Raw genomic sequence first — 21724 nt, 5'->3', positions numbered from 1 at the left:
TATCTCAAATGTACGAATCTTATTTCAAAAAAGCAAGTCTTTTTGCAGCTTGGATAAGTTCAATTAATAATATTTTACAAACTTATTTCTTTTTATTCATCTGTTTCGGATGCGTTATCTGCTCTACATATCCTTATCACAGGATTGTCATCACTTTGTAGTGTTTTTAGTTGTTCTTTTAATTTTGCATCGATTATATAATCATACTCTTTTATATATAATTCATCACTGATGGGACTAAGTGCCCAGCTTGGGAACAATAGTTTCTACTACAAAGATACATTTGTATTATAGGAAAAGCAAATTCTTTAAACAGTAAAAAAAAAAGAAGGAAGTGAAAGAATTAATTTATTTTCTCCTTATAAACTTGTACATTTGTATCCATATAATCAGTAGAAAACTCGGATGAAAGAACGAAATAAGAGAGTATTGATTGGTATAAGCGGTGGTATTGACAGTACTGCTACTTGTCTGATGTTGCAAGAACAGGGATATGAGATTGTGGGAGTCACCATGCGTGTATGGGGAGATGAACCACAGGATGCCAGGGAATTGGCCGAACGAATGGGGATTGAACATTATGTAGCTGATGAACGTATTCCTTTTAAAGAGACAATAGTAAAGAATTTCATTGACGAATATAAGGAAGGAAGGACACCTAACCCTTGCGTGATGTGCAATCCGTTGTTTAAATTTCGTGTGTTGACAGAATGGGCGGATAAGCTGGATTGTGCTTGGGTGGCTACTGGTCATTATTCCCGATTGGAAGAGTGTGACGGACATATTTACATTGTAGCCGGAGATGATGAAAAGAAAGACCAGTCCTATTTCCTTTGGCAATTGAGTCAGGAAGTGTTGAAACGCTGTATATTCCCATTGGGAAATTATACAAAGATAAAGGTTCGTGAGTATCTGGCTGGGAAGGGATATGAAGCGAAGTCAAAAGAAGGGGAGAGTATGGAAGTCTGTTTTATAAAAGGAGACTATCGGGATTTTCTCCGTGAACAATACCCTGAGTTGGATCGTGAAGTTGGTCCCGGATGGTTTGTTAGCTCTGAAGGAGTCAAATTAGGACAACATAAAGGAGCTCCTTATTATACCATTGGACAACGGAAAGGATTAGAGATAGCTTTGGGCAAACCTGCTTATGTATTGAAAATCAATCCGCAAAAAAATACGGTAATGCTTGGAGATGCCGAGCAGCTAAAGGCTGAGTATATGTTGTTGGAACGAGATAAGATTATTAACGAGCAGGAATTGTTCAGATGTGAGAATCTGACAGTAAGGATTCGTTATCGGAGTCGTCCGTTGTCTTGTCGGGTGAAACGTTTGGAAGATGGACACTTATTGGTGCATTTCATGGAGGCAGCTTCTGCTATTGCACCCGGGCAATCTGCTGTATTTTATGATGGAAAGCGTGTTCTAGGTGGTGCATTTATTGCTTCTCAACGTGGCATTGGACTGGTAATTTTAGAAAATGGAAATTTTTAATAGCTTAAAATAAAGATAACTTATGAAGAAGTTTGTATTATTGGCGTTCGCTTTGAATATGGTCTTAGGTGCGTCTGCTCAGTTTACTTCTACTGACACTTTAAAGTATCGTATTAGTTTGAAGGATAAAAAGACAACGACCTATTCTGTAAAGAAACCCGAAATGTTTCTATCCAAGAAATCCATTGAACGGAGAAAGAAACAAGGATTATCTGTGAATGTTACCGATTTGCCGGTATGTAAGAAGTATATAGATGCTATTCGTGAGAAAGGGGTTCATATACTAGTGACTGGGAAGTGGGATAACTTTGTAACTGTTTCATGTAATGATAGCACATTGATCGATGAAATAGCTAAACTTCCTTTTGTACGTTCTACAGAGAGAGTTTGGAAAGGACAAGCAAAAAAATCCCAGAGAAGAGACTCTTTGATTAATAAGCCATTGCGTACAGATAGTTTGTATGGACCGGCTATTACTCAGATTCAGATGAGTAATGCCAACCGTTTGCATGAAGCCGGTTTTAAAGGACAGGGAATGACAATTGCTGTGATTGATGCAGGGTTCCACAATGCGGATAAGATTGAAGCAATGAATAATATCCGTATTCTTGGTACACGCGATTTTGTGAATCCGGAGGCAGATATCTATGCGGAGAGTAGTCATGGAATGTGCGTACTTTCATGTATGGCTATGAATCAGCCGAATGTGATGATCGGTACTGCTCCTGAAGCTTCTTACTGGTTGTTACGTAGTGAAGATGAATACTCAGAGAACTTGGTTGAACAAGACTATTGGGCAGCGGCTATCGAATTTGCAGATAGTGTAGGAGTAGACATTGTGAATACTTCTCTTGGTTATTATACATTTGATGATCCGACGAAGAATTATAGATATCGTGATCTGAACGGACATTATGCATTGATGTCTCGTGAAGCAGGAATGGCAGCAGACAAGGGAATGGTTGTAGTTTGCAGTGCGGGCAATTCAGGAATGGATTCCTGGAAAAAAACAACTCCTCCGGGAGATGCAGAAAATGTAATTACAGTCGGTGCAATTGATAAAAAAGGCTTGTTAGCTCCATTTTCTTCTATCGGAAATACTGCGGATGGCCGGGTAAAACCGGATGTTGTAGCAGTTGGGCTTTGGGCTGATGTGATGGGTACAGACGGTAATCTTCGTCATGCAAACGGAACATCTTTCTCTTCTCCGATCATGTGTGGTATGGTAGCTTGTCTTTGGCAGGCTTGTCCGAAGTTGACAGCAAAAGAAATTATCGAACTGGTACGTCATTCTGGTGATCGGGCAGATTTTCCAGATAATATCTATGGGTATGGGATTCCTGATTTGTGGAAGGCATACCAATCGACGATAAAGAAAAAACGATAAAAGGCACGCGTATGGATTCTCTTTCTCTTCTGGAACTGAATGCATTGGTGCGGCGGAGTCTGGAACAATGTCTTCCTGATGAGTATTGGATACAGGCTGAGTTGAGTGATGTCCGTTCCAATACGACCGGACATTGCTATCTGGAGTTTGTACAAAAAGATCCGCGTAGCAATAGTCTTGTGGCTAAGGCACGTGGATGATCTGGAATAACATTTATCGTCTGCTCAAACCATATTTTGAGGAGGCTACTGGACAATTGTTTGTCTCAGGTATCAAGGTATTGGTGAAAGTGACCGTTCAGTTCCACGAATTGTATGGATACAGTCTGACAGTGCTGGATATTGATCCTACCTATACGTTAGGCGATATGGCACGTCGTCGTCGTGAAATACTGTTGCAACTGGAAGAGGAAGGGGTATTAACATTGAACAAAGAACTGGAGATGCCGCTTCTTCCTCAACGTATTGCGGTAGTCTCTTCCGCTACAGCAGCAGGATATGGTGACTTTTGTCATCAGTTGAAGCATAATTCCGGCGGATTCTTTTTCTATACGGAACTTTTCCCTGCTCTGATGCAGGGAAATCAAGTAGAAGAGTCGATCTTAGACGCTTTGGCTCGCGTCAATGCACGTATTGACGACTTTGATGTAGTCGTTATCATACGTGGAGGTGGGGCAACTTCCGATCTTTCCGGTTTTGATACTTATCTATTAGCGGCAGCCTGTGCACAGTTTCCATTGCCGATTATTACAGGTATCGGGCACGAGAGGGACGATACAGTGCTGGATTCTGTGGCTCATACACGTGTAAAAACGCCTACGGCAGCTGCTGAACTTCTGATTCATCAAGTGACAGAGGTAGCGGAACATTTGGAAGACTTGTCTGCGCGTGTTCAACAAGGAGCCTACGCATTGCTAGAACAGGAACAGAGAAGGCTTGTTACTATTCAAGCCCGTATTCCTGTCCTTGTTCACCGAAAACTTTCGGAGGCACGTTTCTCTTTATTAACGACTCGAAAGGATTTGACTCAAGTGACTTTCGCTTTACTTTCCCGTCATCGACATAGGCTGGAGTTATTGCAACAGCGTATAATGGATGTTTCTCCGGACAAGCTCTTGAAACGTGGGTATAGTATTACTCTGAAAGATGGAAAAGCGGTAACGGATGCCTCTTCATTAAAAACGGGTGATGAGCTTGTAACCCGTTTGTCGAAAGGTGAAGTTTATTCTGTTGTTGAGTAGTAACTTCTGGTAACTTATAAAATATTTATTTTCAACCATAAATAACATATCATCGTGGCAGCAAAAAAAGAAACATATTCCCAGGCAATAGAGCGTCTTGAAAAGATTGTTCGCCAGATTGACAACAATGAATTGGATATTGACATTTTGAGTGAAAAGATCAAGGAAGCCAATGAAATTATTGCCTTTTGTACCGAAAAACTGACTAAAGCAGATCGAGAAGTGGAAAAATTATTGCAAGAAAAGAGGCTATCTGAAGAATAAAAGCTATTTTTGCGAATCAATGGATAAGGAAATAAACTAATACATAACGAAATGAAAGAAATAGACTGGGCGAATCTGTCGTTTGGATACATGAAGACAGATTACAATGTGAGAATTAATTTCCGTGATGGTGCATGGGGAGAATTAGAGGTTAGTAGTGAAGAATACCTTAATTTGCACATGGCAGCTACTTGTTTGCACTATGGTCAGGAGGCATTTGAAGGGTTAAAGGCATTTCGTGGTAAAGATGGTAAAGTACGTATTTTTCGTTTGGAAGAAAATGCGGCACGTTTGCAATCTACTTGTCAGGGGATCATGATGGCTGAATTACCGACTGAACGTTTCAAGGAAGCTATTTTGAAAGTAGTGAAGTTGAATGAGCGTTTTATTCCTCCTTATGAAACAGGTGCTTCTTTATATATTCGTCCGTTATTGATTGGAACAAGTGCTCAGGTAGGAGTACATCCTGCTAATGAATATATGTTTGTAGTATTTGTAACGCCGGTAGGCCCGTACTTCAAGGGTGGATTCTCTACTAATCCTTACGTCATTATTCGTGAGTTCGATCGTTCAGCACCTCTGGGAACCGGTATTTATAAGGTAGGCGGAAATTACGCTGCTAGTCTGCGTGCAAATAAAAAAGCACATGAGTTGGGATATTCTTGTGAATTCTATCTGGATGCAAAAGAAAAGAAATACATTGATGAGTGTGGCGCTGCCAATTTCTTCGGAATCAAAGACAATACATACATCACTCCGAAATCAACTTCCATTCTGCATCTATCACAAATAAGAGTTTGATGCAGTTGGCAGAAGATATGGGATTGAAAGTAGAGCGCCGTCCTGTGCCTGAAGAAGAACTTGCAACTTTTGAAGAAGCAGGTGCTTGTGGTACGGCCGCGGTGATCAGCCCAATTGAACGTATTGATGATTTGGAAAACGGTAAATCATACGTTATCTCTAAAGATGGAAAACCTGGGCCGATTTGTACGAAGCTGTACAATAAGTTGCGTGGTATCCAGTATGGCGACGAACCGGATACACATGGTTGGGTGACGATTGTAGAGTAAGAAATTAATTAATTTAAATAGCATCTATGTTGAAACAAAATTCTGAGTTGCGTGCTGAAGCACGTGTAGCCCTTCAAGGAAAATGGCTTATGGCTGCTGTAGCTAGTCTTATTTTTGGGATTGTTATTGGTGGATTGTCAGCAATACCATTCATTGGTGTGCTCATAATGTTGTTTACTCTTCCAATAATGTATGGGTATGTAATTGTTATGTTGAATGTATTCAAGGGTGGAGATGTTGATTTTGGAATACTATTTGAAGGATTTCAAGATTATGGACGTATTTTGAGTACTAAGTTGTTGCAAGTAGTTTATACTTTCTTGTGGTCATTGTTGTTATTTATACCGGGTGTTATCAAATATTACTCTTATGCAATGACAGACTTTATTCTGAAAGAGGAGCCTGAAATGAAAAACAATGCTGCGATTGAAAAAAGTATGACAATGATGGAAGGAAATAAGATGAAATTATTCATGCTTGATTTGAGCTTTATTGGTTGGGCAATATTGTGTCTTTTCACTTTTGGAATTGGATATCTTTTCCTTCAATCGTATAGGGGAGTATCTTATGCTGCTTTTTATAATGATTTAAAAGCACAACAAGAGAATGTTGAGGTGAATATTTGAGATTATTGTAAGCGAATAAACGTAATTTTAATAGAGTGGAGTATAGAGCAATCTGTACTCCATTTATTTTTGTAGGTTACATCAAAAGTCAGTACCTTTGCATCCTAATCAGTGAAATGATATGGGAAAAGGAAAATTAGAGAAGTTTGCCGATATGGCGAGTTATCCGCATGTGTTTGAATATCCCTATTCAGCAGTAGATAATGTGCCTTTTGAGATGAAGGGAAAGTGGCATCGGGATTTTTTTAAGAATGATCATCCGATAGTGCTTGAGCTTGGTTGTGGACGGGGTGAATATACCGTTGGATTAGGCAAGATGTTTCCAGAGAAAAACTTCATTGGGGTTGATATCAAAGGTGCCCGTATGTGGACCGGAGCAACAGAGGCTTTGCAGTCAGGCATGAAGAATGTAGCTTTCTTGCGTACTAATATTGAGATCATCGAACGTTTCTTTACTGAAGGTGAAGTGAGTGAGATATGGCTTACCTTCTCTGATCCTCAAATGAAGAAAGCGACTAAAAGACTGACTTCCACATATTTCATGGAGCGGTATTGCAAATTTCTGCAACCGAATGGAATCATTCATCTCAAGACAGATAGTAACTTCATGTTTACTTATACCAAGTATATGATTGAGACGAATCAACTTCCGGTTGATTTTATAACAGAAGACTTGTATCATTCAGATTTGGTTGATGATATTTTGGGGATTAAGACATATTATGAACAACAATGGCTTGATCGTGGTTTAAGCATCAAATATATCAAGTTTCGACTTCCCCAAGACGTTCAGCTAGAGGAACCGGATGTAGAAATAGAGCTTGATTCGTATCGTAGTTATAACCGTAGTAAGCGGAGTGGGTTGCAGACTTCTAAATGATACCCTGTCTGATTAGTTACCGATTGTACTACAATATGTCTAGGTACTTTTGTGAGTAGATAAATTAAAAATATAGATTATGACACTCTATCCTAAATTAATATTAGATGCACTGGCAACAGTGCGTTATCCCGGTACGGGAAAGAATCTGGTAGAAGCGGAGATGGTTGCAGACAATCTTCGCATAGATGGTATGTCAGTTAGTTTCTCTTTAATTTTTGAGAAGTCGACTGATCCTTTCATGAAATCAATGCTGAAAGCTGCAGAAACAGCTATTCATACTTACGTATCTCCGGATGTGCAGGTAACAATAGCAACTGAAAGTAAGCAAGCTGCCCGTCCGGAAGTTGGTAAGTTACTTCCGCAAGTAAAAAACATTATTGGTATTTCTTCCGGTAAAGGTGGAGTTGGTAAGTCTACCGTATCGGCTAATCTTGCTGTTGCATTGGCTAAACTAGGCTATAAAGTGGGATTGCTTGATGCAGATATCTTTGGTCCTTCTATGCCAAAAATGTTTCAGGTAGAAGATGCTCGTCCGTATGCAGAACGTGTGGAGGGTCGTGATATGATCATTCCGGTTGAGAAATACGGGGTAAAGCTATTGTCTATCGGTTTCTTTGTCGATCCGGATCAGGCTACTCTATGGCGTGGAGGTATGGCAAGTAATGCTTTGAAACAACTAATTGGTGATGCCGTTTGGGGGGAATTGGATTATTTTCTGATAGACCTCCCTCCCGGAACTAGTGATATCCACTTGACTGTTGTTCAGACATTGGCAATGACAGGTGCAATCGTTGTCAGTACTCCGCAAGCAGTTGCTTTGGCTGATGCTCGTAAAGGAATTAATATGTTTACCAATGATAAGGTAAATGTTCCTATATTAGGATTGGTAGAGAATATGGCTTGGTTTACACCTGCCGAACTTCCGGAAAATAAATATTATCTCTTTGGTAAGGAGGGAGTTAAGAAGTTGGCGGAAGAAATGCATGTGCCTTTGCTGGGACAGATTCCTATTGTGCAAAGCATCTGTGAAAGTGGTGATAACGGTACACCAGTTGCATTAGACGATCAAACAGTGACGGGGCGTGCTTTCTTGTCATTAGCAGCAAGTGTTGTTAGACAAGTAGACCGTCGGAATGTAGAAATGGCACCGACTCAAGTGGTAGAAATGAGAAAATAGTTATTCTATTATGTAGCTATTTTAGAGAATAATTCTGAGAAATAAATCGCTCGTTGATGCATGAAAATGTTCAACGGGCGATTTTGTTTTATTAAGGATGAAAATTTATAGGAAGAGTTATTCTGACAGATACCGGCTTTCCACCTTGTTGTCCAGGTTCCCATTTAGGCATTTGACTAATAATACGGTAAGCTTCCGCAGTAAGGGCTGGAGACCCTCCTTGTATTACTTTGACATCTGAGATACTGCCATCTTCTCGTATAATAAAAGTAGTAATTACTCGACATTTTTCATTTTGTGTTTGAGCATTTTTCCAATGAATAATGTGCTGTTCTAAATATTTGTTTAGTTTCTTTGTGCCTCCTGGAAATTTAGGGAATATATCTGGTGTCTCGCAAATATTATTATTTGTTTCTTGCTCCGTATTTTGAGAAACAGGAGGACTGAAATTGAATTTGACTGGTATTGTTATTTGGCTATTCACAGCTTTGCCATCCTTTTTCCCGGGAACCCACAGTGGCATAGTTTCTAAAACTCGGACCACTTCTTTATCTAAATCGGGATGCAAACTACGGATTATTTTAACATCCGAAACCTTTCCATCACTTCTTATGATCATCTGGGCTACTACACGTCCTTGTATTCCAAGCTTCATAATTTCTGGTGGAAGTTTGATGTTTTGAGCAAGAAATTGCATACCAGCTTGTAATCCTCCAGGATATTGTGCAGGTTCTTCTGTTATTTCGTAAACAGAATCCTTCTCAGTTGTATTATTATCATTGATTAAAGTGTCAGGGTTAGCGAACAATAGCTGTTACTCTCTTGGATGAACCCTAGCCTCAATATAGTTATAGCAACTGATACTAAGTAATGTTACTATTAGAAGAAAAGGACGTTTTATCCTGTTTACTTTGGTAAGGTTTTGTCTTTTTTTCATTTGGTTGTAGTTTTATTGTTATGGATAATACAATGTTTCTTGTTAGTATTAGCTTTTATTTTTCTAAAGCTTTCATCAATTGCTCTTTGATAACCTCTACCTTTGATAATCCGGTTTCTCTGTAGGATATATTTCCTTCCCGATCTATGATAAAATATGTTGGTACTCCTTTGATATTTAAATTTTCTATTAGATAATCCCATTGATTATCTTTTATTCTGAAATGTTCTCCGTGAATATCAGGTATCATTTTATCCCAAGTTTCCTTTGGGGAAGTTTCTCCGGTAATATATAGATAGATAATATCTTTATTTTTTAATTCTTCTTTCATTGGTGTCAATATCTTGTGCGCTCTAAGACAAGGGCCGCACCAAGTTGCCCAGAAATCTACCATTAACACATGTCCCCGGTATTTTGAGATGATAGAGGGAAACAACTCTTTGTTGATTACTTCTCCCGCTTCATTGACAGTGAAACCACTTTTCTTTTTATTCATTTCTATTGTTTCTAGCAGTTTCCTGTTTGTTTGAGTAAGTAGTTCGGTGTAAGCAGGAGAGGAAAGTTTATCTAACCGGATTTTCTGCTCTGTTGTCAAAGGTATAAAATCTTTCATAGATAAATAAATTTTCTTAACTTCAATGTTGTCGAATAAAGAGCCTTTCTCTGTGCCTAATGCTTCTTTGAGGACATTTTCCCAGTCAGGAATAATATCTAGGATATTCACCATTGACTCATACCTGTCACTATATAAGGCTTTAGTTGTATTGATAGATGAGAATTCGTTCAATACATGATAATATCCTTCTGGGATATTGATAGGATTATTTTCAAAATATTTGGCAGCTTTATCTCTGTCCAGTTTATTAATCTTTATATACGCATATTCTAGGTTTCTGATTGTAGTAGCAATGTAGAATGTTGCTATAATGTCTAATTTAATATTTAATAGTTCTTTGCAAGCTGTACTATATTTAGATTGTGCAATCTTGTTGCGGATTACTGGAATAGATTTCAAGATATAATTTTTATATTCTTCTGCACTTTTTCCAGCAATAGCTTTAAGGTGCTCCATATAATCGTGATTTCCTAATGTCATATCTAAATCAACTGTCAAAAACTCTTGTTGCAAACTAGCGAGATAACCTCTGAAGTAGGCAGTTGCTCCATAACTTTTTGCTTTCTTTTGCAAGCGTGATTGCTGACGGCAAAGTTCTTTAGGATTTATGGTAAGATATGTTTCTTCGTTTGGAGCCACAAGACATATTATGTTGCCGTAGGGGAAAGTTAGTGCAACATTCGTAACTGTTGGAATTCCAATTTCTATTTGAAAGGTCCCGTCTTCATTGATTTTAAGATAACTTGTATTGTCTTCTCTGAAAGCGGGATTGAATATATGTATTCTACATTCTCTTGGCATATCTTTTTGATAATCCAGAATTCTTCCTTTCAATACAGCTGTTCCATAAGATAGTTTTGGAATGGGTAAAGTTGACTTTTTATTAATCTTATGTACAATAACTTCTTGTGGTAATTTCTGCTTTTCAAATGCCTTTTTGTTTAGCTGAATTCCCCAGATCTTAAATGCCCTTTCATCATTTCCTTCTATAAAATCGACAGAAGTGACGTTTTTAGGTAACGCAGGGAAAATGAGTTGAAATTCGGCCTCCCCGGATTCTGGCATCCAAAATTCTTTATCTAGTGTAATGCCAATTCCTTTACGGATTGGATATAGGTTTCCGGTATTATCTTTGAGAATACTTCCTGCATCAATCTTTATCCAATTCTTGGGTTCATAAAATGCTTTGATATATAAGGTTGTAGCTGTATCACTAAGAACAATCTTTTCAATTTCAAGGGTTCTTGAATTCCATGCTGTAAAAGGAGGACATTCAATAACTTTGTCTTTTGCTTGTACCATACAGAGTGTACAAAACAGAAAACTCATAATCCATGTGACTTTTCTCATAAGTATTATATTTTGTGTGCAACAAATATAATTAAATATTTGTACTTTTCCTCATTATAATAGAAAAAAGGACAATATATCAAACATTGTCCTTTTCTAACTCTTTTTTGAAAGAAGTTTAGGCTTTATATCTATAACCTATTGCAAACGGAATGTAATGGGTAATGTAAATTCTACATTGACAGGTTCTCCTTTGTTTTCTCCTGGTTCCCATTCCGGCATTTCACTTATTACGCGAATAGCTTCTGCATCTAAATAAGGCGATACACTCTGTTGTACGTTTATATTTGATATTTTGCCATCCTTCCCGACGGTCATCTTTAAAATCACTTTACCTTGTTCTTTCTTTTTCTGCGCGATTGTCGGATATTTGATATTTTGGGCTATGAATCGCATTAAGGCCTCTTCTCCTCCCGGAAATTTGGGCATCTTTTCTATTGTATCAGCGACAGTATCTTCGTCGGATGTTTCGCTAGGTGCATAGCCCGTAACTACTACTTCTGACAGAACGGCTTTTTTCACTTCTTCCAGTGGTAGAGGCTTCTCTACTCGTCCGGTTAATGCAGTCAATTTTGTTTCTGCCGTTTTCGGTCCGTTCAACCGGAACATAATAGGAACTGTAAATTTCACACTGACTGCTTTGCCACGTTGCTTGCCGGGAATCCACTTCGGCATAATTGAAATGACTCTTTCGGCTTCTTTGTCGAGATAAGGATCTACACTGTTTATAGTTTTTATGTCTGATATGCTACCGTCTTTTCTAACAACGAATTGTACGATTACCCGTCCTTGCGTTCCTTTTTTATGAGCTATTTCCGGGTATCTTATGTTATCTCTCAGAAACAGCTGAAGTTCCTTTAGTCCTCCTGGGAATTCAGGCATCTGTTCTACAACTTGAAAAATAACATCTTCCGGAATGGTATCTTTGGTAGCAGTCACTTCCGGCTGTCGAACTATTTGTTGTTGTGATTTCACGATTTTTGGGGGCGGTGCTTGTATTTGTGGAATCGTTACTTCTGAGGGAGAAGGATCAGATTGCACAAATACTTCACCCATCATTTCTTTTGCAAATTTTGTGGTAGTGCGTGCCACCATCTCGATATTGCTGACAATCATCAACAGTATTGCTAATGGAAGAAACATTAGATATTTTGTTCTTCCTATTCCTTTTGTTCTTCTTTTGTTCATCATTTTAATTCGATTTTTGAGTGGTAAAACATTGAAACTATTAGATAAATTTGCTGCAGCCTTGTGATGAGTCAGCTCCAATAAATGATACTGGTATGATTTACTGTCATGTCCGTTTTTTAATACCTGATAGTCTGCCATATATTCCAGATTGCTTCTGACTTCGCGTTTCATAAGCCAAATAAAAGGATTAAACCAACAGGCGATACACATTATTTCGCTGATAAGAACATCTGCGGAGTGATATTGGCGGGCATGAGTTTTTTCGTGAGTAATTATTTCACTAATTTCCGATTCCGTATGAGTAAGTGGGTATATAAATATCCAATTGAAAAAAGAAAAGGGTCCACTTTCCTTCTTTAAAAGATGGATATTCGTACCTTGTATATTACTTTTAGGGCATTGGATATGTAGTCGTATAATACAACCTAATTGAATAAGAAAACGTAATAAAAGAAGCAATAGAACTCCCCAATAAACGTATCCCAGAATTAAAGTGAGTAGCTCTTGCCAATTGAAGTTCGTTTCTGGTGATACTACTATTGTCTGTTCTGGTAATATGATCGTTGCATAAAGATCTGCCATTGCTACCATAGGTTCATTAGCCTTTATCCATTCCTGGATATTCAGTAGAGGATAAAAGATAGAGATTGCAAAGAAACAAAGCAAGGCTGTTCGTCGCCACTGGAAGAAGGTGTCTTTGTAAAAGAACAACCGGTAGAATGCGTAGAACAATGCGATTGCTACGTTAATCTTCAGAAAATAGGCGAGTTCCGGAGTCATGGCAATATATATTTTTATTTATTTTCTTCTTTTCCTTTTTCTATCAGGTCAATGATTTCTTTCAGGTCATTGGCAGAAATTTTATTGTCTTTTGCAAAGAAGGATACCATTTCTTTATAAGAGTTTTCAAAGTAGTTGCGTACTACCCCGCTCATAAAATGGCGTTTATACTCATTTTCACGAATCGTGGGAGTATATTCATAAGTGTTACCTACACGTTTGGGGGATACATATCCTTTGCGTTCTAAGTTTTTCACTATAGATGCTACTGTTGTATAAGGAGGTGCCGGCTGTGGAAACTTAGCTACGATATCTTTCACAAAACAATTCTGCAACTCCCAAATGTAGATCATTACCTCTTCTTCTTGTATGCTTAATTTTTCCATAAAGATATTTGTTTAATTACGAACCTTTTGCAAATCTACGAATATTTCGTAGTTTGACAATAGATAGATGGTTAAATGTTGTAAATGTATAGAATGTATGATTGTTTTAGGGGAATATATAATTGCTTCTAGAAAGTTGTACAATTATCATTGGTAAATATGATTGGATTAGAAACTGATGAGTTATTTTCACAAGAAAAACTACTATATAAGTCTTTTTTATATAAAATAAATTAAATACTTTTGTAGCTGAAAAATGATTATGAGTGCGTTTCATTTCCTGAAAGGTTATGAGATTCTTCCCTGCACTTATGAATTTTAAGCAATGCTGCCCAAAGGGAAGAGGAAAGCAAGAAAAACTGAAAGATATGAAAAAAGGTTTGATTTTCGTGCTATTTGCACTGGTTTCTATCGTTTCTTATTCACAGACTTCTTGGAATGCTAAAGTTGGTATGAACATGAGTAACTTTACTTCTGATGGTTGGGATATGAAAATTGGTTTCCAAGCTGGTATTGGTATGGAGTATCAATTTACTGAAATGTGGTCTATCCAACCTTCTTTGATGTTTACTACCAAAGGGGCTAAAGTTAGTGATGTAAAAGCTACTCCTATGTATTTGGAATTACCAGTATTTGCTGCAGCTAGATTTGCTGTTGTTGATAATCAGAATGTAGTAGTTAAAGCTGGTCCCTATTTTGCTTGTGGTGTTGCCGGAAAATATAAGATCGGAGATGAAAAGATTGATTTCTTTGGCGACAATGGTGCAAAGAGATTTGATTGTGGACTGGGTGTAGGTGTTGCTTATGAAATTGGCCGGATTTTCTTTGATTTGACTGGTGAGTTTGGATTGACCAAACTTGGTGATGCTGACGGTTCTGCAAAAAATATGAACTTTACTATTGGTGTAGGTTATAAGTTCTAATAGATAGTACATTTACTATATTGTACTGTATTTATAATAAATCCCTTGTTCAATCGAGCAAGGGATTTTATTTTCTAATCGATATTTACGCGTCAGAAGGTTGTAAGTCTTGTAGACAGTAAATCTCTAAAGCTGGGGATTGGGAGAATCATTCTTCCTTCATGCTACTTTTTTTCTCTTTCAATTCTTTATATTTCTCAATTACATGTTTCCGGCTCATCAAGATTTGCCAACGATATACCAAACAGGTGGTTATAAAGTAAATCCCGGCTTGTATCCACAAAGCTTTATATTCAAAAGCAACTTCACTAAGAGTTGCTCCCATATTGTTGATCTTTACAAAACCATTGATTCCGAATGTTGATGGAAACAGGTAAGAAACATATCTCCAAAAAGGAGGGATGGCTGCTCCGGGCCATGAGATTCCTGAAATAAATAATAAAGGTACTGATGTGAATACAAATATCAACATACAGGTTTCCCGGTTGCGGATAGCGATGGATGCTGTCATTGCAAAGAAAATACAAGCCGCTAAATAGGGTGCCACAAACAACACCAAAGATTCTGGTTGTCCTATTTGGTTGAGGTTGAACAAACGAGGGACAACGAAAAGAACATAGAATGACACCAGTATATAAACCATGAAATAACTGAGTCCTTTTCCTAGTACAATTCGTAATGTTCCGTTGTAATGCCGGTTGATAGGAACAAGGTCTTTAAAGCGGTTATGCTCACGAGCAGTTCCGGCAGCGAGCCCGATACCTAATAATAACGTTTGCTGAATAATCAAAACTAGTACCGCAGGGATTAGGAAAGCAGCAAAGCCGGTAGTTGGATTGAATATAGAGATTTCTTCGTATTCAATCGGGTAGGCTGTAATCTCGTCTTGCCGTTCTGTAGTATTTCCACTTCGGGTTATTTTGATATCTTTGTTCATATCCAGTGAAACGGCTGTATTGGCGAGTAGCATCGATTTATAGTATAATAGCCCACTCATGTCACAGTAAATACTGACTTGAGTTTGTTCGCCTTTGGCAATGTTATCACTGAAATCAGAAGGTATATAAATGATTCCATAAGCATGTCTGTTCTTCAGCATCTGCTTAGCTTCTTCCATGTCCGCACAGTATGAAACAATTTGTATATCTGGTGTAGCGTCTACTTTGCGGAGATATTCACGACTTAAAGAAGAATGTGAATCGTCTACTACAACCGCTGGAACTTCACGAACCACTTCATTGTCATAAATGAAGCTATAAATCAGTGGATAACCCAATGGGACTAAGAGGAAGAATATCAGTACTCCCTGGTCACGAAAAGTCGTCTGAAACTCATATTTCCAGATATAAAACAGGTCATTGATGCCTTGGGCTATCTTATCTTTTAATTTTATATCTTTCATTTAGGGTATATATTTATAGTAAATCAATGCTTCTTTCAGTCGGTGAACCACAAAGAAAGGAAGCATCATAAATATTAGCAATGCCATATAGTTGGACCATGAATAAGCCATGCTATATCCGTTTAATGCCTGATCGACATAAATCAGGAAGTAATGACGTAGTGGGAATAAGTTACTCAGTGCCTGAAGAACAGGATGCATCGCCATGACCGGAAACGAAAATCCGGAGATGGAGAAAGAGATGACTCCCCATAATGAAGCAAAGCTCAGCCCCAGTCGTAAGGTAGGTAATGTTCCTATCATGACAATACCACAACATTGGGAAGCCAGTACCAGACAAAGAGTGGCAAAGATCATTGGAAAAATACCGCTATTACAGGGAAAATGTAAGAAACCATATAGGTATACATTATAGAATATTCCCATGATAAAGAAGACTACTGTATGAGGTAATAACTTACCGGCCAATGCAATGTAAATTGAATTATTACTCATGCGAAGCCATTCGCGAGCAGTGCGGTCCTTAATCTCCACGCCAATTGCATAAACGGTTACCATGAATATAAGTAACATGAGTACCCCCGGTATAATGGTGTTACAAAGATATACCGAATAATTTAGCCAGGGATTATTTAATGTGTGTGTGTCGATCACAATCGGTTGTAAATAAGCCATTGCCTGACTCTCTGTTGCACCTTTGGCATACAAGACAGTTCGTGCAGCCGCTCCGGAAGTTAGTTCTCCCATCATTTTCATATCTCTGAAAAGCAAGGAGCCTGCTATCAGATATGAATAGTTGGTATAAAAAGAGAGGGTCGGTTGCTTTTGACTTTGTGCTTCGATAGAAAGACCTTTCGGAATGTAGAAAAATCCATAGATTTTCCCTTCTTGCAGAGCAATCCGAGCATCGGTTACATTGCTGTAGTGGGCTACCACCCCCGTTTGAGAGAAAGCGTCTAAATTACGAATAATATTGCGCGAAGTGGAAGAGTCATCCATATCCACAACTCCAGCAGGCAAGTTTTGAGGAAGTCCCGAACCCATAAGGGTAGTGAAGAAGATATAGCAGAATAGGGGAGCGATCACCATACAAAACAGATAGAGTGGTCGTGATACCAATCGACGACACTCTCGTTGCATGACCTGCCATAAAGCTATATATTTCTTTTTTTTCTCTTTCATGATTATTTATCGATAATGACCGACATTCCCGGACGAAGATTTTCTACAGTCTCCAGAGTGTTAGCCTTTACTTCGAATGTCTTCAGGTCAAACTGACCAGTTGTTTTAGTTGCTTTCCAGGCAGCATAAGTACCTAGATCTTTTAAGTAATATACTTTCAGTTTGATCGTTTTGTTATCTAATGCAGGAACAATCGCTTCGAATTCGGTTCCCATAGTCAGGTTTTTGAGTAAATCCTCGCGTACATTGAATGAGACCCACATGTCGTCAAGTTCTGCAATATTCATAATGGGTGCTCCTGTTCCGACTAGTTCTCCAACCTTTGGGAAAATTTCAGAGACTTCCCCAGCTGCCGGAGCTATTAGATAAGTCTCTTTGATATATGATTCCACTTCTGCAACAGCCCCTTTGGCACGATTTACTAAAGCTTCCGCTGCCATTTTATCCTCACGTTCCGCTCCGTTTTTTGCCATCGTATATTGTGCTTTGGCTGCTTTTTCTGTAGCGATAGCCGCGTCACGTTGTGCAGTTACTTCATCCAGTTTTTGGGCGGGCATTACCCCTTGTTCAAATAGATTCTTAACTCTTTTATAAGATTTCTCGGCAATGGTAACTCCCGCTTGTGCTTTTTGCCACATTTCGTAAGCTGCCTGAATCTGTTCCTGACGTGCTCCTTTGATTGCTTTTTCATTTTGTGCCTGAGCTGCCGCTTCGGCAGCACGTGCTTGTTCCATCTTAGCCATTACATCCGGTGCTTCCAAAATAGCTAGAGTATCTCCTGCATTGACCTTTTGTCCTTCTTTCACGCGAAATTCTAAGATGCGTCCCGGAACTTTGCTTGAAACACGATATTCCGTTACCTCAGCCTGTCCCTGAATGATTTCGGGGCCTTTGCGAAGCATAAAGAAACCAACGACTGCAACAATTGCGATCACTCCCAATAAAGTGAGGAATGCAAGTAGCATATTACTGTTTTGTGATTTTGTAGAGGTCATATCATATTGATTTTTAAATTACTAAATTGTTTTTGTATAAAGAATGTCCTCGTTCTTCATTTAATTCATCTTAAAGTTCCCAAAGACTTCTCCAGATAGATTTGGGTAAGTTTCACATCTATTTGTGAATCGATTTTCTCCGACTGGGCAGACAACCAAGCCGTTTGTGCTTCGAGAACATTGCTTGTAGCAATCACTCCCTCTTTGAATCCCAGCACAGCATAACGAAGATTTTCATCTGCCTTTTCCATGTTCTTGGAAGCCATTGTTAGCTTCTTATTCGCCTCATTTACTTTGAAAGCTGCCTGATTGACTTGCAATTCAATCTTTTCTTTTGCATCTTGCAACTGATACTGTGCAATGCGAGCTTCCGCTTTGGCTGCTTTTGTTTTATAGAAACCTTGTCCCCAATTCCAGATAGGAACTTGTACCATAACTCCCACATTCCACATTCCTTTAAATTTGTTTTCAAAACTGTTGAATACAGAAGGATTGGTAGCTATATAATTTCCCATTAATGCGATGGAAGGGAGATATTCGGCGCGTGTCACATTTACTTTTTGTCCATAAATCTGTGTAGCAAGTTCAAGGCTACGTATTTCCGGTCGGTTAGCATAAGCGGTGTTCATGTCGAAATGAGTATCTGGAGTTATCAAAGGAATGTCATTCATGTTTTCATCCGCCAATGTGATCGGAGAGCTTAGATCGATACCACATAGTTGGCATAACAACATTCGGGCAAGACTTAGTCCATCCTCTACTTTGGTTAAGGTCATTTCTGCTTCATTGACTTTTACACGTACAGATAGTCCGTCGGCTTTTGTCGCTACTCCTTCGGTAATCATCTTTTCCACATCGCTGTCGAGTTGTTGAAGAAGTTTCAGATATCCTTCCGCCAGTTTTTTCTTATTGACGAGCGAGATAACTTGCCAATAAGCCTGATCGGTACTCATAATCACCTCTTGTTTGCCTGATTGATGCTGTTGTTGTGCCAGTTCTTCAGCATATTTAGTGATTTTGTTGTAAGCACGAATCTTTCCACCCATATATAAAGGTTGGGTGAGAGTAATAGCTCCTGCGTATACGTTTCTTGTATCGGTACGGAAAGCATCTACAATCGAACTTCCTGCTTTGTCGAGTTCGGGCAAAACTGCACCCAATTTCCCACTTAGTGAAGAAACGAGTGGAGCCAGATCGGGGTATGCAGTTACGATTTTTGTTGCCACCTCTCCGATAGGGCCTGCCAGATTCGTTCCTAGTCCTGAGAGTGCAGCCTTGTGGTCATCGTTCAGCAGTGAGAACTCTTTCTGATTTCTCATGTAAGCTCCCGTAGCCGAAATACTCGGAAGGTAATTGGTAAATGCAGCTTTTCGTTGATAGTGTGCTGCATTTATTTTTTCATTGCTAATCAGTAAATCCTTGTTATTGGCAAGAGCCAATGCACGACAACTATCTAGGCTAAGAACACCTTGCGCTTTGCCCATTAGAGTCAAGCTACATAGAATTGTCAGGGTCAGTACTTTCTTCATTGTGTCTAGCATCTTTAATCAGATTACTTTGTTTGCTTTTTAAATAGGCAATAATTGCATAAGCAACGATGCAAAAATAGATGCTTTTCTTGAAGAATGCAAAGAATTTAGTTTTTTTAAATGCTTATTTGTGGAGAGAGAATAACGGAGAAGAAAATAAAAAAAGGCTACTCTTCTCAATGGAAGAATAGCCTTGTAATTTATCAATAAAAAATGAAAGGCTCAATTAAAGAGCGCCTACTGTCTTTAAATCAGCGTTTGTTTTGTGAACAGCAGCAGCGCTGGCAGCAAACTTAGCTTTCTCGTCTTCATTCAGGTTCAGTTCAACGATCTTTTCGATACCGTTCTTACCAAGGATTACAGGTACGCCAATACAAAGATCTGATTCACCGTATTCACCTTCCAGATATACTGAACAAGGGATCATCTTCTTTTGGTCGTGCAAGATAGATTCAACGACGAATGCTCCTGCTGCACCTGGTGCATACCATGCAGAAGTACCCAATAACTTAGTCAGAGTAGCACCACCTACCATAGTAGAAGCAGCAACTTCGTTCAGTTTTTCTTCAGAGATGAAGTTAGTTACAGGCATACCTTTGTAAGTAGCGAAACGAGTCAAAGGGATCATTGTGGTATCACCGTGACCGCCGATTACCATACCTTCTACTTCGTTAGTGTTGCATCCCAAAGCCTGAGACAAGAAATATTTGAAACGAGAACTATCCAGAGCCCCTCCCATACCGATGATACGATTCTTCGGTAATCCCAGAGATTTCAATGACAGGTAAGTCATTGTATCCATTGGATTAGAGATAACAACAAGGATTGCGTTAGGAGAATATTTCAAGATGTTTTCTGCTACCGATTTAACGATACCAGCGTTTACACCGATCAGTTCTTCACGAGTCATACCCGGTTTACGAGGAATACCTGAAGTAATTACAACAACGTCAGAGTTAGCAGTTTGAGCATAGTCGTTTGTGCATCCTACTACAGTAGTGTCGAAGCCCAACAGTTGAGCTGTCTGCATCATATCCATTGCTTTACCTTCTGATACGCCTTCTTTAACGTCCAGCATTACTACTTCGTCTGCTACTTCATTGAAAGCAAGTACATTTGCACATGTAGCACCTACGTTACCTGCGCCTACTACGGTTACTTTTGACATAATACTATTTATTTAAAAAGTTGATAATTAGTTTTATCTTTTTTGCGCGACAAAATTACAACGATAATCCTGATTAAAGAAATTTTTCCGTAATAATTTTCGTTAAAGAAAACACCTCATTCTGTGTTACTCTGTTATGAAATGATTACTTTTGCAGCCGTTATTAATTAGCATACAGAAACTATGAATAAAAAAAGCCTTCTAATTACAGCTGTAGCTGTTCTGATAATTGCTTTTATCGGCATTACTTATTTATTGATCACCGAAAAGAAAGCTAACCGGGAGTTGGTGGAAGAGTTTAATCTGGATAAGGAAGATCTGGAAAACGAATATGCTGGTTTTGTGCAAAAATACGACGAGTTGAAGATTACCGTTACTAATGATTCATTGGCTCAATTGTTGGAACAAGAGCAATTGAAAAGCCAGCGGTTACTGGAAGAACTACGTACAGTGAAAAGTTCGAATGCTACTGAAATCCGCCGTTTGAAAAAGGAAGTGGCAACGTTGCGTGCTATCTTGTTTAATTATATTGCCCAGATTGACTCATTGAATAAACTGACTACTATGCAGCAACAGCAGATCGCTGATGTTACTAAGAAATATAACCAGGCCTCACGACAGGTCAATGCTCTTTCTGAGGAAAAGAAGAATTTGGATAAGAAAGTGACTCTGGCTGCTCAACTGGATGTTACCAATATTCGGATTGAACCGCGTAATAAACGAGGTAAGGAAGCAAAGAAGGTGAAAGATATAGTGAAGTTGGCTATCAGCTTTACAGTCGTAAAGAATATTACTGCTGAGAATGGCGAACGTACCTTATATATACGTATCACGAAACCGGATAATGATGTATTGACAAAAAGTGCATCGAATACATTTCCTTATGAAAACCGTACATTGGTTTATTCAATTAAGAAGTATATCGAATATAATGGAGAAGAGCAGCATGTAAATGTGTTCTGGGATGTAGAAGAGTTCTTGTATGCCGGTAACTATCGGGTAGATATTTTTGAAGGTGGTAATCTGATTGGTTCTCAGAGTTTCACGTTGAAATAATAGTTGGAATCTATGGGACTCAAAAGGTAATCCTTTCGGGTAGACTATATAATTACAGAAAAGCCTTATAT

General features: G+C 38.6%; 17 protein-coding genes and 2 pseudogenes. 10 read left to right on the top strand and 9 right to left on the bottom strand.

Going from position 1 to position 21724, the window contains the following annotated elements; translation table 11 throughout:
* The first annotated feature begins 405 nt into the window (after window positions 1-405).
* From mnmA to JCM17102_RS16300, 8 genes and pseudogenes are all read left to right on the top strand, one after another.
* Window positions 406-1491: a tRNA 2-thiouridine(34) synthase MnmA gene (gene mnmA, locus JCM17102_RS16335; protein ID WP_025075929.1), complete on the top strand. Its 1086-nt coding sequence runs from the start codon at window positions 406-408 to the stop codon at window positions 1489-1491.
* Between the two features lie 22 nt (window positions 1492-1513).
* Window positions 1514-2878 (top strand): S8 family peptidase, encoded by a 1365-nt coding sequence (locus tag JCM17102_RS16330; protein ID WP_025075928.1) that lies wholly within the window; start codon window positions 1514-1516, stop codon window positions 2876-2878.
* Between the two features lie 11 nt (window positions 2879-2889).
* Window positions 2890-4118 (top strand): annotated as a pseudogene (gene xseA / locus JCM17102_RS28025) (exodeoxyribonuclease VII large subunit).
* A gap of 54 nt (window positions 4119-4172) precedes the next feature.
* The gene (xseB, locus tag JCM17102_RS16320) at window positions 4173-4382 is read left to right on the top strand and encodes an exodeoxyribonuclease VII small subunit (protein ID WP_025075927.1); all 210 of its coding nucleotides are present in this window, start codon (window positions 4173-4175) and stop codon (window positions 4380-4382) included.
* 51 nt (window positions 4383-4433) lie between these two features.
* Window positions 4434-5452: pseudogene (locus JCM17102_RS28020) on the top strand (branched-chain amino acid aminotransferase).
* A gap of 26 nt (window positions 5453-5478) precedes the next feature.
* Window positions 5479-6078: a DUF975 family protein gene (locus tag JCM17102_RS16310; protein ID WP_025075926.1), complete on the top strand. Its 600-nt coding sequence runs from the start codon at window positions 5479-5481 to the stop codon at window positions 6076-6078.
* 121 nt (window positions 6079-6199) lie between these two features.
* Window positions 6200-6958 carry a tRNA (guanosine(46)-N7)-methyltransferase TrmB gene (gene trmB, locus JCM17102_RS16305; protein WP_025075925.1) on the top strand — a complete coding sequence of 253 codons (759 nt, stop codon included), beginning with the start codon at window positions 6200-6202 and terminating at the stop codon, window positions 6956-6958.
* Window positions 6959-7037: 79 nt separating this feature from the next.
* Complete coding sequence (locus JCM17102_RS16300; RefSeq protein ID WP_025075924.1) at window positions 7038-8138, top strand: Mrp/NBP35 family ATP-binding protein; 1101 nt, start codon at window positions 7038-7040, stop codon at window positions 8136-8138.
* Window positions 8139-8229: 91 nt separating this feature from the next.
* Here JCM17102_RS16300 and JCM17102_RS16295 read toward each other — a convergent pair whose 3' ends face one another.
* From JCM17102_RS16295 to JCM17102_RS16280, 4 genes are all read right to left on the bottom strand, one after another.
* A complete protein-coding gene (locus tag JCM17102_RS16295) occupies window positions 8230-8946 on the bottom strand; it encodes an energy transducer TonB (RefSeq protein ID WP_025075923.1) in 717 nt (238 codons plus the stop codon).
* Window positions 8947-9130: 184 nt separating this feature from the next.
* A complete protein-coding gene (locus JCM17102_RS16290; protein ID WP_025075922.1) occupies window positions 9131-11041 on the bottom strand; it encodes a TlpA family protein disulfide reductase in 1911 nt (636 codons plus the stop codon).
* Between the two features lie 138 nt (window positions 11042-11179).
* Window positions 11180-13012 (bottom strand): M56 family metallopeptidase, encoded by a 1833-nt coding sequence (locus tag JCM17102_RS16285; protein WP_025075921.1) that lies wholly within the window; start codon window positions 13010-13012, stop codon window positions 11180-11182.
* A 14-nt stretch (window positions 13013-13026) separates the two neighbouring features.
* Window positions 13027-13398: a BlaI/MecI/CopY family transcriptional regulator gene (locus JCM17102_RS16280; RefSeq protein ID WP_025075920.1), complete on the bottom strand. Its 372-nt coding sequence runs from the start codon at window positions 13396-13398 to the stop codon at window positions 13027-13029.
* 368 nt (window positions 13399-13766) lie between these two features.
* Here JCM17102_RS16280 and JCM17102_RS16275 point away from each other — a divergent pair, with 368 nt between their 5' ends.
* Window positions 13767-14321 carry a porin family protein gene (locus JCM17102_RS16275; RefSeq protein ID WP_025075919.1) on the top strand — a complete coding sequence of 185 codons (555 nt, stop codon included), beginning with the start codon at window positions 13767-13769 and terminating at the stop codon, window positions 14319-14321.
* 148 nt (window positions 14322-14469) lie between these two features.
* Here the strand turns inward: JCM17102_RS16275 and JCM17102_RS16270 are convergent, their stop codons facing one another.
* The 5 genes from JCM17102_RS16270 to mdh form a co-directional block, all read right to left on the bottom strand.
* Window positions 14470-15723 (bottom strand): ABC transporter permease, encoded by a 1254-nt coding sequence (locus JCM17102_RS16270; protein WP_025075918.1) that lies wholly within the window; start codon window positions 15721-15723, stop codon window positions 14470-14472.
* Window positions 15724-16905, bottom strand: a complete 1182-nt coding sequence (locus tag JCM17102_RS16265) for an ABC transporter permease (RefSeq protein ID WP_025075917.1) — start codon at window positions 16903-16905, stop codon at window positions 15724-15726.
* Window positions 16906-16907: 2 nt separating this feature from the next.
* The gene (locus JCM17102_RS16260; protein WP_025075916.1) at window positions 16908-17900 is read right to left on the bottom strand and encodes an HlyD family secretion protein; all 993 of its coding nucleotides are present in this window, start codon (window positions 17898-17900) and stop codon (window positions 16908-16910) included.
* 65 nt (window positions 17901-17965) lie between these two features.
* Window positions 17966-19429: a TolC family protein gene (locus JCM17102_RS16255; protein WP_025075915.1), complete on the bottom strand. Its 1464-nt coding sequence runs from the start codon at window positions 19427-19429 to the stop codon at window positions 17966-17968.
* A gap of 226 nt (window positions 19430-19655) precedes the next feature.
* On the bottom strand, window positions 19656-20597 hold the full coding sequence (gene mdh, locus JCM17102_RS16245; protein WP_025075914.1) for a malate dehydrogenase: 942 nt from the start codon (window positions 20595-20597) through the stop codon (window positions 19656-19658).
* Window positions 20598-20780: 183 nt separating this feature from the next.
* On the opposite strand from mdh, the gene JCM17102_RS16240 reads away from it, so the two are divergent.
* Window positions 20781-21653: a DUF8429 coiled-coil domain-containing protein gene (locus JCM17102_RS16240; RefSeq protein WP_025075913.1), complete on the top strand. Its 873-nt coding sequence runs from the start codon at window positions 20781-20783 to the stop codon at window positions 21651-21653.
* Window positions 21654-21724: the final 71 nt, after the last annotated feature.

This window comes from Bacteroides faecichinchillae JCM 17102 (assembly GCF_000614145.1).
Taxonomy (GTDB): Bacteria; Bacteroidota; Bacteroidia; order Bacteroidales; family Bacteroidaceae; genus Bacteroides; species Bacteroides faecichinchillae.
Note: the sequence above shows the minus strand (reverse complement) of the source record. Positions and strands in the feature narration are given on the sequence as shown.

Bases quoted from the DNA above. Each gene is read 5' to 3' on its own strand.
- JCM17102_RS16290 (WP_025075922.1), bottom strand. From the start codon at position 11,041: ATGAGAAAAGTCACATGGATTATGAGTTTTCTGTTTTGTACACTCTGT.
- JCM17102_RS16275 (WP_025075919.1), top strand. From the start codon at position 13,767: ATGAAAAAAGGTTTGATTTTCGTGCTATTTGCACTGGTTTCTATCGTT.
- trmB (WP_025075925.1), top strand. From the start codon at position 6,200: ATGGGAAAAGGAAAATTAGAGAAGTTTGCCGATATGGCGAGTTATCCG.
- JCM17102_RS16280 (WP_025075920.1), bottom strand. From the start codon at position 13,398: ATGGAAAAATTAAGCATACAAGAAGAAGAGGTAATGATCTACATTTGG.
- mnmA (WP_025075929.1), top strand. From the start codon at position 406: ATGAAAGAACGAAATAAGAGAGTATTGATTGGTATAAGCGGTGGTATT.
- JCM17102_RS16265 (WP_025075917.1), bottom strand. From the start codon at position 16,905: ATGAAAGAGAAAAAAAAGAAATATATAGCTTTATGGCAGGTCATGCAA.
- JCM17102_RS16255 (WP_025075915.1), bottom strand. From the start codon at position 19,429: ATGAAGAAAGTACTGACCCTGACAATTCTATGTAGCTTGACTCTAATG.
- JCM17102_RS16310 (WP_025075926.1), top strand. From the start codon at position 5,479: ATGTTGAAACAAAATTCTGAGTTGCGTGCTGAAGCACGTGTAGCCCTT.
- mdh (WP_025075914.1), bottom strand. From the start codon at position 20,597: ATGTCAAAAGTAACCGTAGTAGGCGCAGGTAACGTAGGTGCTACATGT.
- JCM17102_RS16260 (WP_025075916.1), bottom strand. From the start codon at position 17,900: ATGACCTCTACAAAATCACAAAACAGTAATATGCTACTTGCATTCCTC.
- JCM17102_RS16330 (WP_025075928.1), top strand. From the start codon at position 1,514: ATGAAGAAGTTTGTATTATTGGCGTTCGCTTTGAATATGGTCTTAGGT.
- JCM17102_RS16300 (WP_025075924.1), top strand. From the start codon at position 7,038: ATGACACTCTATCCTAAATTAATATTAGATGCACTGGCAACAGTGCGT.
- JCM17102_RS16285 (WP_025075921.1), bottom strand. From the start codon at position 13,012: ATGACTCCGGAACTCGCCTATTTTCTGAAGATTAACGTAGCAATCGCA.
- JCM17102_RS16270 (WP_025075918.1), bottom strand. From the start codon at position 15,723: ATGAAAGATATAAAATTAAAAGATAAGATAGCCCAAGGCATCAATGAC.
- JCM17102_RS16240 (WP_025075913.1), top strand. From the start codon at position 20,781: ATGAATAAAAAAAGCCTTCTAATTACAGCTGTAGCTGTTCTGATAATT.